Genomic DNA, 15,436 nt, shown 5'->3' with positions numbered 1-15,436 from the left:
ATTTTAAATACTATTATTCTCATACTTTTATAATTCTTCTGTACTATTCTTTTTTATAAAAGTATTGTTATCCAACTCCAAGAACGCTGAATTAAGTTCTTCCTTTGTATTCATAACTATAGGACCACCCCAGGCAATTGGTTCTTTCAATGGTTTAGCAGATAAAAGTATAAAGCGCACATCCTGATTTGCTGCCTTTATCCAAAACTTATCATCATGACTAAACAATATGGCTTGTTTTTCATCAACTAAATCTTTAGGATTTTCGATACTCTTATCAGGATGAAAAATTGCTTTTCCAGTAAAGATATAGACAAACAAAGTATTTTCAGCATCATTTATGAAATTCCATTCCTGATTAGCAGGTAATTCAACATCCAAATAGGTTGCTTTAATGTATTTACCTTCAAAAGCACCTTTATGGCCTCGATAGTCTCCAGCAATTATGTGAACTTTTGTTCCACTTTCATTAATTATTGGTATATTTTCAGCCTTTATATCTCCATAACTTGGTTCAGTCATTTTGTCTTTAGCAGGCAAGTTCAACCACAATTGAGCACCTAGCATACGTCTACTTGACTTAGGCATTTCCTGATGGATAATACCGCAACCAGCTGTCATCCATTGACACTCTCCATCAAGAATGCTTCCGCTATTACCAAGACTATCACCATGCTCGATATCTCCATTAATCAAATAAGTTATTGTTTCAATTCCTCTATGAGGATGCCAAGGAAAACCCTTTATATAATCTTCGGATTTATCTGAATCAAAAGCATCTAACATTAAAAACGGATCATAATCCTTAGTGTCATTATACCCAATTACACGAACTAACTTTACACCTGCACCGTCAACAGCTGGTTGACCTTTTGTGATTTTAATTACTCTTCTCAATGTGTCCATATTATTCTCCTCTCTCTTCTTATTTTAAAATTCAAAACATATATAACTTAGCGTTCCATATGCATAGCTTTGGTGTAAAAGCTTAGGTTTATCCCTATTACCACTTCCCATTGCTATAAACATAGGAACTATATGCTCTTCACGTGGCACTGCATGTTTTGCATAAGGTGCTAACTTTCTGTATTTAAACAGAGTATCCTTGTCATTATTTTCTACCTTTTCAATAAACCAGTCATCAAACTCTAATGCCCATTCTTCTGTTTTTTCTGAATTCCAATTAACTGTAGCAAGGTTATGAACAGTTGAACCACTTCCAATTACTAATATATCCTCTTTTCCTAATTCCTTGATGGCTCTTCCTATTTCGTATTGCTTTTCCATAGCTAAAAATGGATTTACTGATACTTGAATAATAGGTATATCTGCTTTTGGATACATTAAATATAAGATATCCCAAGCACCATGATCCAGTCCTCTATTTTTATCAAGCTTACTTTCAATACCATGATTTCTTAACATAGATTGCAGCTTTGAAGTTACCTCTACAGATCCTTTAGCTGGATATTTTATAGAATACAGTTCTTTAGGAAAACCATAAAAATCATAAATCATACTATAAGTATCATCCATAGAAGAAATGGTTGTAATTTCACTTTCCCAATGTGCTGTAAATATCACTATTGCTTTTGGTTTCTGTCTATTTCCCAAGTCTTTAAGAAAATCCGTATACTCATTTTTTTCTGATACTAATGTCGGTGCACCGTGGCATATAAATAATGAAGAAATCATTTTTTCACACCCTTTAACTAATATTTTACTAATCTTCAAATTGAACATTTAAATAACTTTTTCTTAACTTTCCTCATATTAATTCAAAAATGTAGTACAGTATTCTTTATGACACAATTTATTAATTAATAATTATTATTCTTTATACTTTTATTATTTCATTTATTAATTACAATGTCAATACATTTGTACAATTCTTTCAAATTACATATTATATAATGAAGTAACATAGGTGCTATTTATATTTTTTAATTGATTTCCGTTAGTTACATTTACACTTCTGTACCTTTAATCCACTCTTCTGGATGATTCATTGCCCATTGTAATTCCTGTAAAAGCAGCTTTATGTGATAACCATCTACTACAGCATGATTAACCGTAATAGATAATGGCATCATAATTGTACCATTGGTTTCAGTAAATCCACCAGCTTCAAAAATTGGTGCATAATAATTTTTTGCATTTTGCAATTGCATTGATAAACCATTAAAACTAAACCATGGAATACAAGATATGATATAATTGTTAGACGGTGGTGTTTCCTTTGATAGCATAATATCATGACTCTTCCCATACTGTTTCATATCTGAAATATAACTTTTATAAAACACCTCAAAATCCTCATCGTATTCTGTCCAAAGAAATGTTATTGTTTTATTATCTTCATGAAACACTGGATAAAAAGGTGTTTGACAATCCCAATATCCTAGCACATTATCTTGCATTGTCATAAGAAATTCCTGCTGTTTTCCAATAGCTCTGGTTACTAAATAAAGATATGTAGGAAAGAATTTTAAGCCTTTGCTTTTTAATGTATTCCTAAGAATTGTAACATCCACTGTAACATTAATAGAATAAATAAGTGTTGATACTGTTTTTGTAAAGTAATTGTATGTGTGTGCTCTTGTCCATGTATCCATGTCAATAGCATGAAAATTTGTATTCATATGCTTATACCTCTATTTGATTTTAATTAATTTATAATGAAATTATAACCTCCCCTCTCATGACTTATCTAGTTCATAAATAATTCTGTAATAAAGTTGTTCATACTATGAAAAATAAAAAGTGGTATTTTTATATCATCTAAATTGATAAAAAACACCGCTTTTTTTACATTCCTTGTTTTTCTTTTCTGATTATTCTTCTAATACTATACTCAGTAAGATAAAATTGTTCAGCAAGTTCTTTAACAGATACTCCTTGTTTATATCTATTAAAAATCTTTCTATTCCTTTTATTTAAACTATTTTTTATGCCACTGTATTCCCCCCAAGCTTTTTTGCTATCGCTTTTTCTAGGAATGTACAGATAACTCCCATCTACATATTGTTGGATTAATTCAATAATATTCTGTGGTAATATATTTTGTGCTTTTTCGTACTTCATACCTTATGCTCCTATCTACATTTAATCTGTAAATATAAAGCAAAGTCCACACAAAAATATTTTAGTCTATATCAGTCAAAACTTAGCTCCGAACAAGACATTCCTTGTATTTTCATGTAGTCTTTGCGCGGAGCCTTGTCTCACAATACATTCTGATACGTCTCTCATACATAGTCCCCCCCTTTATATGTTGTATTCCAGTTTCAGTATCAATATTCGTTATTTATGTTTCAAAACCTAATAATGATTTAACTTTTATATCAGTATCCGTCCCTAATAAGGGTGTATTTACAATTAATTTTAGGTTAGATTTATCACAAACATTAAAACTACAAAACTCAAAAATCATTTCTTCAGCAATTGGATGTCTAATTTTCTTATAAACCCCATTGTCTGTTTGAACATCATGCTTGGACCACCATAAATTAAATTCTTCACTTTTTTCCCTTAGTTCTTCAATAAATTTAACGAACCAAGGTTCATCAACGTATTCTACTGTAGTAGAACGAAATCGTGCAAGCATTCCTTGTGCATGCAAATCCCAATCAATAAATAATTGCTTGTAATTATCATTTTTAAACATCATGTAAACCATATTTCTCTCACACTCATTGATTTTATCAAAATTTCCAAATACAACTTCTGCTGCCTTATTCCACAAAATAATATTCCATCGTGAATCCATAATAAAAGAAGGACTTATGGTTAAGTTATCTAACACATGTTGAAGCATTGAAACTTCACTTTCTTGATATAAATAAACATCTACTGGAGGGACTCTATTTGCCAAAGTATACAAATGGATTCGTTCTTGTTGATCAAGCTTCAATACTCTAGCTAAACTTTCCAGCACTTCTACTGATACATTTATTTGACGTCCTTGTTCAAGCCAGGTATACCAAGTTAATCCTACACCAGCAAGTGCTGCTACTTCTTCTCTCCTAAGTCCTGGTGTTCTACGTCTTAATCCTGGCGAAAGTCCAACTTCTAAGGGTGAAATTTTACCTCTTCTGGTTCTTAAAAAATCTCCAAGCTCTTTATAACGATGTGTTTTCATATTTATACTTCCATTCCTATCCTATTATTATTTATACCAGTATAAATAGACTTCTATTACCAATATAAACTTTGAGATAATATATTTATATTATATTACAAAAGCTTTATAAAATAGAAATGGAGGAAATATTAAATGAACATATTATTTTTAAATGGATCACCTAGAAAAAGCGGATATACTGTTGGCATTATGAAGTACATTGAGAAAGGAATTGAGCCAACGCATACTGTAGAATGGATAAACGCATATGATTTAAAAATTAGCCCTTGCATGAGTTGCTTTGGATGCAGACCTAATAGAGAATGCATTCTTCCAAAAGATGATGGACACGATGTATGGCATAAGCTTCGCTCTGCTGATGCAATTATTATTGGCAGTCCTACATATTACGGAAATATATCAGGCCAACTAAAAGTCCTTATTGATAGGAATCTTACTGCTTTTGAAGAAATGGCAGCAAGTGGATTAGAAAGCCCCATAGCTTTACATAAAGGTAAGAAAGCTGTTATCGTTACAGCTTGCAATTCTCCAGCTCCAATCAGCCAGCTTCCAACTCAAAGTAAAGGAGCATTACAGGCCATGGAATCAGTTCTAAAAGCAGGTGGATACAATATTATTGGAAGTATAACTTTAGATGGAGCAGCTTTTAAAAAAGGAATCCCTTTAGATATTCAAAAAGAAGCCCAAAGCCTTGGTATGAAAATATCATTATAAATTATAAATACACGATTGTTTTTAGTTTTAAATATAAGTTTTAGCATTTTTAAAACTTTTACAAAGATTAATTTCTCTGTTTAAAAAGGTAAGCAAAATAATGAATTATATACTTTCACTAATTACTTTGTATTTTACAAGTCAAATTAAATTTCTTTAACGATTCATTAAATCGATAAAAACACATGTATTAAAAATCATTAACATTTTGACAATCTATGTGTTATTATGATATACTAATACAGTTACATAAGAACGCACCTTGTGGTGCAAAAAAAAATTTTATCAATAAATTAAGATATTATTCGGCTTTTGTGATTTTTATTGCAAGAGTCTTTTGTTTTTTATGGGAACAGAAATCAGGAGGCAAAATGGAAATTTTAATAGTATTTTTACTGAAACTACTCGGCAACACTCTGTGCACAATGAAGAGTATATGTCTAAGTCGTGAAAAGTTCTTCTTTTCGAGCTTGCTAGCAGCGTTGTCTACAACTGTATACATGATTGCTGTTGTGAGGATGGCAAAGTCAGACGGCATACTCAGTATCATGGCGATATGTGCCGCAACATTTATCGGGACTCTGATTCCGAGGCTTGTCGTTAAAAAGTCTGAGAAGGAGAAGCTTTACATCTTTGATATTACAGCAGACAACATGGACAACGGCAAAGAGTTTGCAGATATTTTAAGAAGCGCGAACATTGCCACAAAAACCAGCATTGTCTATGATACGATGATGATAAAGACACTTTCCATAAAAGCATACTGTGCCAACAGGAAGGAAAGCAAAATGGTGAATAAAGTCATATACCCGGCTTTCAAATACAATGTTTATGAACCAATAAGCTTAAATTAAACTCATATATTCCATAAACTCCAAGTTGCAATAAGAATTTCTTTACATCCCCAAGTTTTGGGGGGTAAATACATATCTTGATTCAAGAGAGATTAAATCTTCTCTACTTCTTTTCGCAAGAGGGTACCAATAATGATTTCCTATTTATAAAATATCACATGACTTATTCTCTATACTCCAAATTTATGAATTTCATGTAAAACTTGCGATACTGACTTAGTGTCCTGCAACACTGTTGCCTTCAGCATATATCTCTCCTTTAATAAAACTTCTCTCCCTTCAATATTATGTCTTAAAACTAATGCTTTCTCAAACATAAATTTCAAATATATTTTTGCTAATAATATACTTTAATTGTATCCTATTGGGTTAAGCAAATACACTCTAATACAGAATTTCATCTAATTCATAAATAATTCTGTATTAAAGTTGTTCATACTATGAAAAATAAAAAACGGTACTTTTATTATTGCTACTTAGCCAATAGCCCTCCACAGAGAGCATCAGTCAAGGCCTCATCCATTGGGATTTTCCATATCCCATCTATTTTGTTAAGAGTGATTTTCAAGTTAGTTGTAATCATTTTATTATCAGAATTTTTGATTGCTTCAATGAGTGGATTACCTGGGTTTGTATAACGTAGCATATCTTTCTCTACATTTGATAAATCACGGTTAGTAATTTTTACTTGAGCTGTTGTGACATTTCCATTTTCCTTCACTTCCCCTATATCATAAGAAAAATTTGAAAAAATACTCTCTATAAGCTCTTTCCCTTTGCCATCTAAATTATTACCAAACAACTTATTATCCTTATATATGAGAACACCTTCCCGTCGTTCTTTATATTCAATAAACTGATTAAATTTCTTGGAGTCTCCATTCTTTAATGCTTCAAAAGCAATTTGTATAGTTTGTTTAGGAGAGATTTTTGATGACAAATCAGTGGTTCTATTGCCCTCATCTGATAAATTTCCACAAGCGGATAGTGAAATTGTAAATACAAAAACAAGTACTAAAAAGGAAAAAATTTTTTTCATTTTAATGACCTCCTAAAAATGTTTTTATTAAAAAAGTAAAAGTAAAAAGAAATAGAATTGCAATAGCAGAAATACCAGCAATAAATAAAAGTATATTAAACATTTTTCTGGATTTAATATTCTCCTTATTTTCTTCAGAATCAATTTCTATTGGCTTACTTATCTGCTCCTCACCTTTTAATAAATAGTCCGTACTAACATTATAAATTTCACTTAATTTAATAATATTATTGATATCTGGATTCCCTTGGTTACTTTCCCATTTTGATATTGCTTGTCTTGTTACTCCTAGTTTTTCCGCTAACTGTTCCTGCGAATATCTTTCATGTTTTCTTAATTTCTGTAATCTTTCAGATATGCTCATTAACTCGCCCCCTAGTATAATAATGATATAGCCACTAAGGACTATTCTTCTTTTAATAAATTTTCAAAAATCAGTAACGGAAGAAGGATTTCTTCCTTCATCAGATGTTACTTTAATAATTTAATATGGTCTGACGGTTCCTGATAGACTCCAGACTTTTCATAAAGTATAATCTTTAAGGATAGGATAAAGAATGTTCGCCTCCTTGGGAAGTCAGTTACCACTGACCTATACCTACGATTGAGTCAATTAGTCCATTCAATGAGGTTTTATGATTAGCTGGTTGGGAGCCTCAGGCTATTCCTGTATCACATGCTAGGTTGTGTACTCATTGCTTGGAAATGGATTCCTATCAGAAAGGAGCTATCGCTCATGTTAAACACTATAAAATATGATTTATTTATCTCGGTTGGAATTGATGTCGGTGCAGACTTTAGTTGGATGTCTATTGCACTTCCCAACCAAACATTTGTAGGAAAACCTTTTAAGATCCTACATTCTGATTTAAGTTCCCTTGCTGCCGCTGTTTCTAAAATAAAAGAAGCAGAAGAACTGTATTCTTTGGAAAGTCGCATTTTCCTAGAATCCACGGGAATTTATCATTACCCACTCTTCTGCTATCTTCGTGATAATGGATTTAATGTTAGCGTTATTAATCCTATCATCACTAAGAATAGCACAAACATTAATATTAGAAAAGTGCATAATGACAGATTTGATTCAAAAAAAGCTGCATTGGTAGACTTAAAGCCTGATTTAAAGGTTTCTCTTATGCCATCAGATCTTGCTCTTGATTTAAGAAATCTTTCAAGAGAATATTATGACCTGATGGACAATCGCTCTGCTTACGTAAATAAGCTTCAAGCTGAACTTCGAATAGTATTTCCTCAGTATTTGAAAATATTCTCGAAGATAACTACAAATACGGCAATGACTTTACTTGAGAAATATACTTCTCCAGATGCATTTTTAAATGCTTCCAAAGATGAAGTCATTAATTCCATATGCCTTACTGCTCGTTTTGGACTTATATATGCTAACAATAAGTATACTGCCATTATTCAGGCTGCAAATGATGCTAAGTCCTTCGGACATAGCGTAAGCAGTAACTTTAAGCGTATTCGCTTATATATAAGCTTTATTCGAAAGTATGACGAAGAGATTTCTTCAATACTCTCTGATATGCATAACCTTGCTGACGCAAATGAATCTACTGATTTTGTTAAGCATATTCACCTAATCGAATCATTCAAAGGTGCAGGCTTTCTTTCTGCTGTAAGTCTGATGGGAGAAATCGGAGATTTCTCTGCATTTAACTCACCCAAACAGCTTTTTGCTTACTTTGGTTTGGACCCAGCAGTAAAACAATCTGGTAAGTTTAATGGTACGAAAATCAGTATGTCAAAACGAGGTTCTCGGATTGCCAGAAGAGTTATCCACACCATAGCCCTAAACAGTATCAGTAAAAACAAAGATGGTTCTGCTAAAAATCCTGTACTTAGAGAATACTATCTTTTAAAATGCCAGAGCAAGCCTAAAATGGTGGCTCTTGGAGCCATTATGCATAAAGTTTGTAATATTGTATTTGCCATTCTTCGTGATGAAAAAAAGTTTGAAATCATCACACCAGAAGAACATCAAAAGAATTATCGTAAAGCGAAATGCGGCTTCGCTGCGTAGTGTAATTCCATAAAATTTATTCACATTTTTTGTTAACATAACAAAGACTTATTAAGGTCGCCCTTTTTTAAGATAGTAAAAATATTAATTATTTTTTAATTCTTATTGACATTTCTTAGCTGGACTCTATTCTTCAATTATATAGAAAACGAAAGGTTGCAGTCTACCAAAAAGTGCTGAAAATTTGTCAACGGAACGTTGCTATTAGTTTCTACATATAAGAAATATCCATACAATTCACCTTCTTTAAACTATCACATGAAGATTCAAAATCTCCTTCTTTTACACATACGTTCAACTCATTTGCCAGTATATAAAACTTAGCCTACACTATACTTTCCTGCAAAAGTTAAAGACCACGTTGAATATTACTTCAACGTGATCTTCTGTTAGCTTATTATAAGAGCTTTTTATCATTTTTACATTTCTATCCAAAATCAACCTCAAAGTAAACTCTAACTTTGATTTCATATACTCAACTAATACTTCAATATCGTTATCATCAAGTTCCTCTATTTCTATTTTATTCTTCACAATTCCATCAATAGTAATCATCTGAATAATTTTCGTTCATGCTATTTTCACTCCTAGTGCTAATTATAGTATTTATTTTCCCATTACTACATTCCCTTCAATTCTTCTGGGAATTGATTTGAAACCTGTACTAATACAGTACCTTATTGATTTATCTTCATTATGTCCCAATACTTACTTTAATAATCAGTTTCGTATTCTTTCTCATAACCTCCTAATTACTATATTATCATATCCCCATAATTTATAGCTTTCATTGTGCACCTCTTTGGTATATAACATATACTTTTGTTATATCCTATTAATTTAAGCAAATGAACTCTAATATAAAATTACACTTAATTTTTAAATAGCTTTATTAGAAATGTAAATTTAGTAGAGCTACCTTCACCCAGCAAAAAACGGAACCGCCTGTAAGTAGCTATTTAAGCCACTTACAGGCGGTCACTAATATGTATGGTGGAGGCGATGGGTGTCGAACCCATGTCCGAAAGTCGTAATACTTAGGCATCTCCGAGTGCAGTCCACATTTTAACATTCCCTCTACTGAACGCCTATGGACAGGCTTTCAGTTTCAGTAGCTTCATAAATTCCGTTCCTGTGGCAAAGCTTACACAGGCTCGTTTCACCGCTGTCGACGCTCTATCCTAAGCCGCGGTACTCAAAGGTAGAACGTAGCAGACTAAGCTGCTAATGCAAAATTATCGTTTGCGTTTACATTTAATCCCATAGTTTTTTAACGCGGGCCCACAGGTTCCCTCGACTCGCTTCCCAAATACAACATACCCCCGTCGAAACCAAGTACGCCCCCATATATAATTGGGTTTACCTAATTTTAAGGTTTTATATTGTTACGCAAACTATTATTTTAATATTTAGTTTTTAGTAAGTTAAGATTTAATATCTCCAACTTGCAACTATTATATTACATCAAATTTATCTATTAATCAATAGTAATTTTTATCTACACATTTTTTATAATCCAAAGAAAGAAAATGTTTCATAATTTTAAATTAGTATTTTATTCTTTCTTTCATGTCTCTATCTATATCCCTCTTCGCTGCTTTTTCAAGCATAGCATCTCTCTTATCGTAATCTTTCTTACCTTTTGCCACTGCTATATTTACTTTTACTCTACCATTTTTAAGATATAAAGATAATGGTACTAAGGTGTATCCCTGCTGAGTAGTAAATCCTAACAATCTTGATATTTCACTTTTATGAAGTAGAAGTTTTCTAGCTCTTAATGGATCTCTATTAAATATATTTCCTTTTTCATAAGGACTTATATGAACATTACAAATAAATATTTCACCATTTCTTATTTCTGCATAACTGTCTTTTAAATTTGCTCTACCTGCTCTTATAGATTTCACTTCTGTTCCAACTAACTCTATACCAGCTTCCATACTTTCTTCTATAAAGTAATCATGCCATGCCTTTCTATTTTCAGCAAGAGTTTTGTTTGTTGATGTTTTTTTAGCCATTAAAATCACCTACCTTATAGTTTTTATTCATTATATTATACATATAAGTCTATATCAATATACCTTATTATGCAATATATAGCTATTCATAAACTTATCATGATTAATCTCAATCTTTTTTGTATTAATTTCTCCAAAATATTAATTATCATTAACCATACTTTTTAGTACATTTCAACACAATAGGTTAAATATGGACCCAATTGTACATTATTGTCTACTTTTCAAAATTAGTAAAATGTTATATAATTCTTTTAAAATATAAATTTTGATAACATTTTGAAACTTTTAAATTATAAAAAGATTGGATGTGGAAATTATGTACACTATACTACATCTTGAACAAAGTAGTTTTATAAAAAAGTTAGTAAAAAATATCTTACTTGAAAATGGTTTTAACTGTGTTTCTGTGGATACTGCAGGAGAAGCTTATGAAACTTTGAAAAACCTTAATGGCAAGGTTGACCTAATAATAACTTCTTTATTATTAGAAGATACTAGCATTGAGGAATTTATGAAAACTATTAATAACAGCAATTTAAACAAAAATATACCTGTATTTGTTGTGACTGGTAATGAATTAGAAAATACCAAAAAAAGAATTTTAAATTTAGGGGTTTCTGATTATATCACCAAGAATAACCTAGGCGAGGAACTTCTTAAACATGTAAAATACATAATTAAAGAAGATGAACTTTTAAATTGTCTAAAGGAAGCTAAAATAGCTTGTGTAGACGATAGTCATTTTGACTGCACCATAATGAAAGATATTCTATCTAGACACGACATAGAAAATGTAGATTTCTATTCATCTGGAAAAGACTTAATAGAAAGCCAAAAACATTATGATTTATATCTTGTGGATATTGTGCTGGAAAAGGAATTTGGGAAAAATATTATTATAAGACTTAGGCGTGATAATATAAATTCTTCAATTATAGTGACTTCATCCTTAACTAATACTAAAACTGTGGCCAGTATGTTAAATGCCGGAGCAAACGATTATATAAGAAAACCTATCCAAGAGGATATATTCATAGCTAAACTAAAATCAAATATGAGAACTTATGCTTTAATAAAACAATTAGAAAAATAGTAATAAGAACATTGCATCGCAATGTTCTTATATTATTTTAAAGTTTATCCACAACTAACACATATAATTAATCAACATTGTTAGTTGTTTCATTTGAAATTTCAAATTCTTCTTCATCCTTTTCTGGCTTAACTAGTTCAAAATAAATTTCGTGAGCAAACATATCTACTTTCGAGACTTTTATCTTTGCTTCATCTCCTAGTTTATATATGTTTTTAGTTCTTTCGCCTATAAGACTTAAATGTTTTTCATCATATACATAATAGTCATCATCAAGACTGCTAATGTGCACAAGACCTTCTATAGTATTTGGTAACTCTACAAACATCCCAAAATTAGTTACAGAAGATATTATTCCTTCAAATTCCTGACCTATTCGTTCACTCATGTATTCAGCCTTTTTAAGATCTTCTACTTCTCTTTCAGCATCTTGAGCTACTCTTTCCATTTCAGATGACTGCTTTGATGCATATTCAACATCTGCTGTTAATATTTTATTTCTCTTATCATTTATCTGCCCATTTATAAATTCTTTTATTATTCTGTGTATAATCAAATCAGGATATCTTCTTATAGGAGATGTGAAATGGCAATAATACCTCGCTGCCAGGCCAAAGTGACCTGTACATTCTGGAGCATATCTAGCCTTCATCATGGAACGAAGTAAAAGAGTACTTACTACTGTTTCCTCCTTTTTTCCTTTCACTTTTTCTACTATATCTTGTAAGGCTTTTGGATGAACTTCCTGTCCCATTCTAACTACATAACCTAAATTATGAACAAATTCGTTAAAATGCATAAGCTTTTCTTCATCTGGTTCCTCATGTATTCTATATACAAAAGGCATATTAGCCCAGAACATATGCTCAGCTATAGTTTCATTACAAACTAGCATAAATTCTTCTATTATTCTATTAGCAATAGCTCTTTCATAAGGTTTTATTTCTATTGGTTTTCCCAATTCATTGAGAATTATCTTACACTCTTCAAAGTCAAAGTCTATAGCTCCTCTTTGAATTCTTTTTTTGTAAAGTATACCACAAAGCTCTTCCATAAGTTTGAAAGTATCTACTAAATAATCATATCTCTTTATAACATCTTCATCAGTATCTCTAAGTATTTTAGTTACATCTGTATATGTCATTCTCTCATTAGTCTTTATTATACTTTCTGTAATATTATGATCTACTACCTTACCTGTTTTATCAATTTCCATAAAACAACTTAAAGTTAATCTATCTACCTTAGGATTCAAACTGCATATTCCATTAGATAACTTCTTTGGAAGCATTGGAATAACCCTATCTATAAGATATACTGAAGTTGCTCTTTTTAAAGCTTCTTTATCTAAAGGATTTTTGTCCTTTACATAATTAGATACATCTGCTATGTGAACTCCTAAATAATAGTTACCATTTGGAAGTTTTTCAAGTGATACTGCATCATCTAAATCCTTTGCATCTTCACCATCTATAGTTACTATAGTCAAATCTCTTAAATCTTTTCTTCTTTCATACTCTTCTTCTGGTATTTCATCCGGTATACCTTCTGCATAGCTTTCTACTTTTACTGGAAATTCTTCTGGTAAGTTATTCTTCTTTATTATAGTTAAAATGTCTATTCCCTTTTCTCCCTTTTTACCAAGTATCTCTACTACTGTACCTTCAGGGTTTCTTCTTTTATCCGGCCAACTTGTTATATCTGCTATAACTATATCCCCTGTTTTAGCTCCATTTCTACTACCCTTTGGAATAAAAACATCCTGATATATTCTTTTTTCTTCTGGCACAACAAATCCAAAATTTCTACTATCTTCATATACTCCTATAACCGTTTTATTTGACCTTTGAAGAATTCTTATTATTTCACCTTCACACTTTTTGCCCCTGTTTTCCTCTCTAGTTATCTTTGCTACTACTTTATCTCCATTCATAGCTCCATTCATATAAGAGGAAGGTATGAATATATCCGGTCTGTCATCATCAGTAATTACAAAGCCAAAACCCTTTGGATGTCCTTGAAGCTTTCCAACTACCAAGCCCATTCTATCTGGAATGCCGTAGTATTCCGTTCTAGTTTTAACTACATCCCCGTCTCTTTCCATTTCTTCAAGTACTTTTTCAAAAACTTTTCTTTCACTTTTTTTTATACTAAATACTCTTTCTAATTCTCTTATATTCATAGGCTTATATGCTTGCTCTGTCATAAAATTTATTAATGTTTCCCTTATGTTCATAAATTCACCTCATCCTATTATGGCTATTTAATAATATGTTGCAGCCATATTAATTTTTCATATATCATTATATTTCTGCTTTATTCTTAAAAATATTCAATTATAGTAATATTTATATTTGTAGCTTTATAATATAGTAAACTTATCCAGTAGTCAATGATATACAAATTTAAATTTTATATTTTGTAAGTTGGAGATATACTTCCATTTAATGTAATATTATGTTATAATTGTATAAAGTCTGATTTTACAAGGAGAACTTATTATGAGAAAAAATGTTAGAAATATAATTTGGGGTTTAGCTATTACAATGCTAGTTGGAATAAGTTCTTATACGATTAGTCTAAGATTATTAACTGCTCCAGCATCACATACAAAAAATGAAGTAAAAATTAGCTGTGCAACCAACGGAAATAATGTTGGAGATACACGATATGAGGTAGCTGCAAGTATGCATTTAATGGCCAATGGTTTAATAGTGGCAGAAGATAATGCAAAGAATGGAGTTAAATCTATGAGTATGGATGAATTAAATGCTACCTATAAACTAATCCAAACCCTACCAGACGGACCTGAGAAAACAAATTTTATGAATATCATTAATAGATGGAAAGCTTGTGATTTTTCTCAAATTGTATCAGATCACAACACAGTATGGAGAATATTGGGCGAAGGACAACCAGAAAATACATTAAAAGGTCGTGCTATTTTAGCTGATGAATCAGCTATAAAATCTACTATTAATCTTATTAAAAGAGGTGATTATTCAAAAGATCAATAATAGTTTTCAATAAATAAAAATAGAAAATACAATTAAGTAATATACTTATATAAAAAAACGCATGTTTTACACGCGTTTTCTCTATTAAAGAATCTACATTTTTATGCTTATTTTTACTCTTGTCCATAATAAGCATTTGTACCATGCTTTCTTAAAAAGTGTTTATCCAACAAAGTATTATCTATTCATTTTAATTCATTATTTACTAGTACTCCTGGAACATAAATTGGATTTATATCTTCAAAGGTTTGTACAGTTACATTTCCTATTTCCTCTTCATAGTGTCCTTTTCATCTCTTCTTCTGTGATTTTTCTTGTACAAGGAACATTCCCATATACATATTGCACGTTTGTGTGATATATGAATAAATGTTGGCACTTTTCTGGCGGCCTGCTATTATAACAATATAGAATATGAAAATTTTAAATACTTATAATAAACTCAAAGAGTGGGAGAAAAAATAAATAGAGCAGACTAACTCCGCTCTAAATATATAAATTTCAATA

General features: G+C 31.0%; 14 protein-coding genes and 1 other RNA gene. 5 read left to right on the top strand and 10 right to left on the bottom strand.

Annotated elements, in window-relative coordinates; genetic code table 11:
• Nucleotides 1-27: 27 nt before the first annotated feature.
• The 5 genes from Q6H37_RS01560 to Q6H37_RS01540 form a co-directional block, all read right to left on the bottom strand.
• The gene (locus Q6H37_RS01560) at nt 28-906 is read right to left on the bottom strand and encodes a pirin family protein (RefSeq protein WP_318738855.1); all 879 of its coding nucleotides are present in this window, start codon (nt 904-906) and stop codon (nt 28-30) included.
• Nucleotides 907-930: 24 nt separating this feature from the next.
• Nucleotides 931-1,695 carry a class III extradiol ring-cleavage dioxygenase gene (locus tag Q6H37_RS01555; protein WP_318738854.1) on the bottom strand — a complete coding sequence of 255 codons (765 nt, stop codon included), beginning with the start codon at nt 1,693-1,695 and terminating at the stop codon, nt 931-933.
• 272 nt (nt 1,696-1,967) lie between these two features.
• Nucleotides 1,968-2,642, bottom strand: coding sequence for a CatA-like O-acetyltransferase (locus Q6H37_RS01550; protein ID WP_318738853.1), 675 nt, complete (start codon nt 2,640-2,642; stop codon nt 1,968-1,970).
• A gap of 166 nt (nt 2,643-2,808) precedes the next feature.
• Complete coding sequence (locus Q6H37_RS01545) at nt 2,809-3,084, bottom strand: CD3324 family protein (protein ID WP_318738852.1); 276 nt, start codon at nt 3,082-3,084, stop codon at nt 2,809-2,811.
• Between the two features lie 223 nt (nt 3,085-3,307).
• Nucleotides 3,308-4,141: a helix-turn-helix transcriptional regulator gene (locus Q6H37_RS01540; protein ID WP_318738851.1), complete on the bottom strand. Its 834-nt coding sequence runs from the start codon at nt 4,139-4,141 to the stop codon at nt 3,308-3,310.
• A 135-nt stretch (nt 4,142-4,276) separates the two neighbouring features.
• Between Q6H37_RS01540 and Q6H37_RS01535 the strand changes: the two genes are divergently transcribed.
• Nucleotides 4,277-4,858, top strand: coding sequence for a flavodoxin family protein (locus Q6H37_RS01535; protein ID WP_318738850.1), 582 nt, complete (start codon nt 4,277-4,279; stop codon nt 4,856-4,858).
• Between the two features lie 371 nt (nt 4,859-5,229).
• On the top strand, nt 5,230-5,712 hold the full coding sequence (locus tag Q6H37_RS01530) for a hypothetical protein (RefSeq protein ID WP_318738849.1): 483 nt from the start codon (nt 5,230-5,232) through the stop codon (nt 5,710-5,712).
• 472 nt (nt 5,713-6,184) lie between these two features.
• Here the strand turns inward: Q6H37_RS01530 and Q6H37_RS01525 are convergent, their stop codons facing one another.
• Together Q6H37_RS01525 and Q6H37_RS01520 are read right to left on the bottom strand one after the other, a co-directional pair.
• A complete protein-coding gene (locus Q6H37_RS01525; RefSeq protein ID WP_318738848.1) occupies nt 6,185-6,751 on the bottom strand; it encodes a hypothetical protein in 567 nt (188 codons plus the stop codon).
• A 1-nt stretch (nt 6,752) separates the two neighbouring features.
• The gene (locus Q6H37_RS01520; RefSeq protein WP_318738847.1) at nt 6,753-7,115 is read right to left on the bottom strand and encodes a helix-turn-helix transcriptional regulator; all 363 of its coding nucleotides are present in this window, start codon (nt 7,113-7,115) and stop codon (nt 6,753-6,755) included.
• A gap of 372 nt (nt 7,116-7,487) precedes the next feature.
• Here Q6H37_RS01520 and Q6H37_RS01515 point away from each other — a divergent pair, with 372 nt between their 5' ends.
• On the top strand, nt 7,488-8,795 hold the full coding sequence (locus tag Q6H37_RS01515) for an IS110 family transposase (protein WP_318738846.1): 1,308 nt from the start codon (nt 7,488-7,490) through the stop codon (nt 8,793-8,795).
• A gap of 991 nt (nt 8,796-9,786) precedes the next feature.
• Here the strand turns inward: Q6H37_RS01515 and ssrA are convergent.
• Together ssrA and smpB are read right to left on the bottom strand one after the other, a co-directional pair.
• Nucleotides 9,787-10,140, bottom strand: a transfer-messenger RNA (tmRNA) gene (ssrA, locus tag Q6H37_RS01510).
• Nucleotides 10,141-10,342: 202 nt separating this feature from the next.
• Nucleotides 10,343-10,816: an SsrA-binding protein SmpB gene (gene smpB, locus Q6H37_RS01505; protein WP_007060549.1), complete on the bottom strand. Its 474-nt coding sequence runs from the start codon at nt 10,814-10,816 to the stop codon at nt 10,343-10,345.
• Nucleotides 10,817-11,135: 319 nt separating this feature from the next.
• On the opposite strand from smpB, the gene Q6H37_RS01500 reads away from it, so the two are divergent.
• Complete coding sequence (locus Q6H37_RS01500; protein WP_318738845.1) at nt 11,136-11,912, top strand: response regulator; 777 nt, start codon at nt 11,136-11,138, stop codon at nt 11,910-11,912.
• Nucleotides 11,913-11,979: 67 nt separating this feature from the next.
• Here the strand turns inward: Q6H37_RS01500 and rnr are convergent, their stop codons facing one another.
• Nucleotides 11,980-14,148 carry a ribonuclease R gene (gene rnr / locus Q6H37_RS01495; RefSeq protein ID WP_318738844.1) on the bottom strand — a complete coding sequence of 723 codons (2,169 nt, stop codon included), beginning with the start codon at nt 14,146-14,148 and terminating at the stop codon, nt 11,980-11,982.
• Between the two features lie 265 nt (nt 14,149-14,413).
• Here rnr and Q6H37_RS01490 point away from each other — a divergent pair, with 265 nt between their 5' ends.
• Complete coding sequence (locus Q6H37_RS01490; RefSeq protein WP_318738843.1) at nt 14,414-14,929, top strand: DUF6241 domain-containing protein; 516 nt, start codon at nt 14,414-14,416, stop codon at nt 14,927-14,929.
• The last annotated feature ends 507 nt before the right edge of the window (nt 14,930-15,436 follow it).

The organism is Clostridium sp. JS66 (genome assembly GCF_033561535.1).
In the GTDB taxonomy this organism is placed as follows: Bacteria; Bacillota; Clostridia; order Clostridiales; family Clostridiaceae; genus Clostridium_AM; species Clostridium_AM carboxidivorans.
This window is presented reverse-complemented; position numbering and strand designations above follow the sequence as displayed.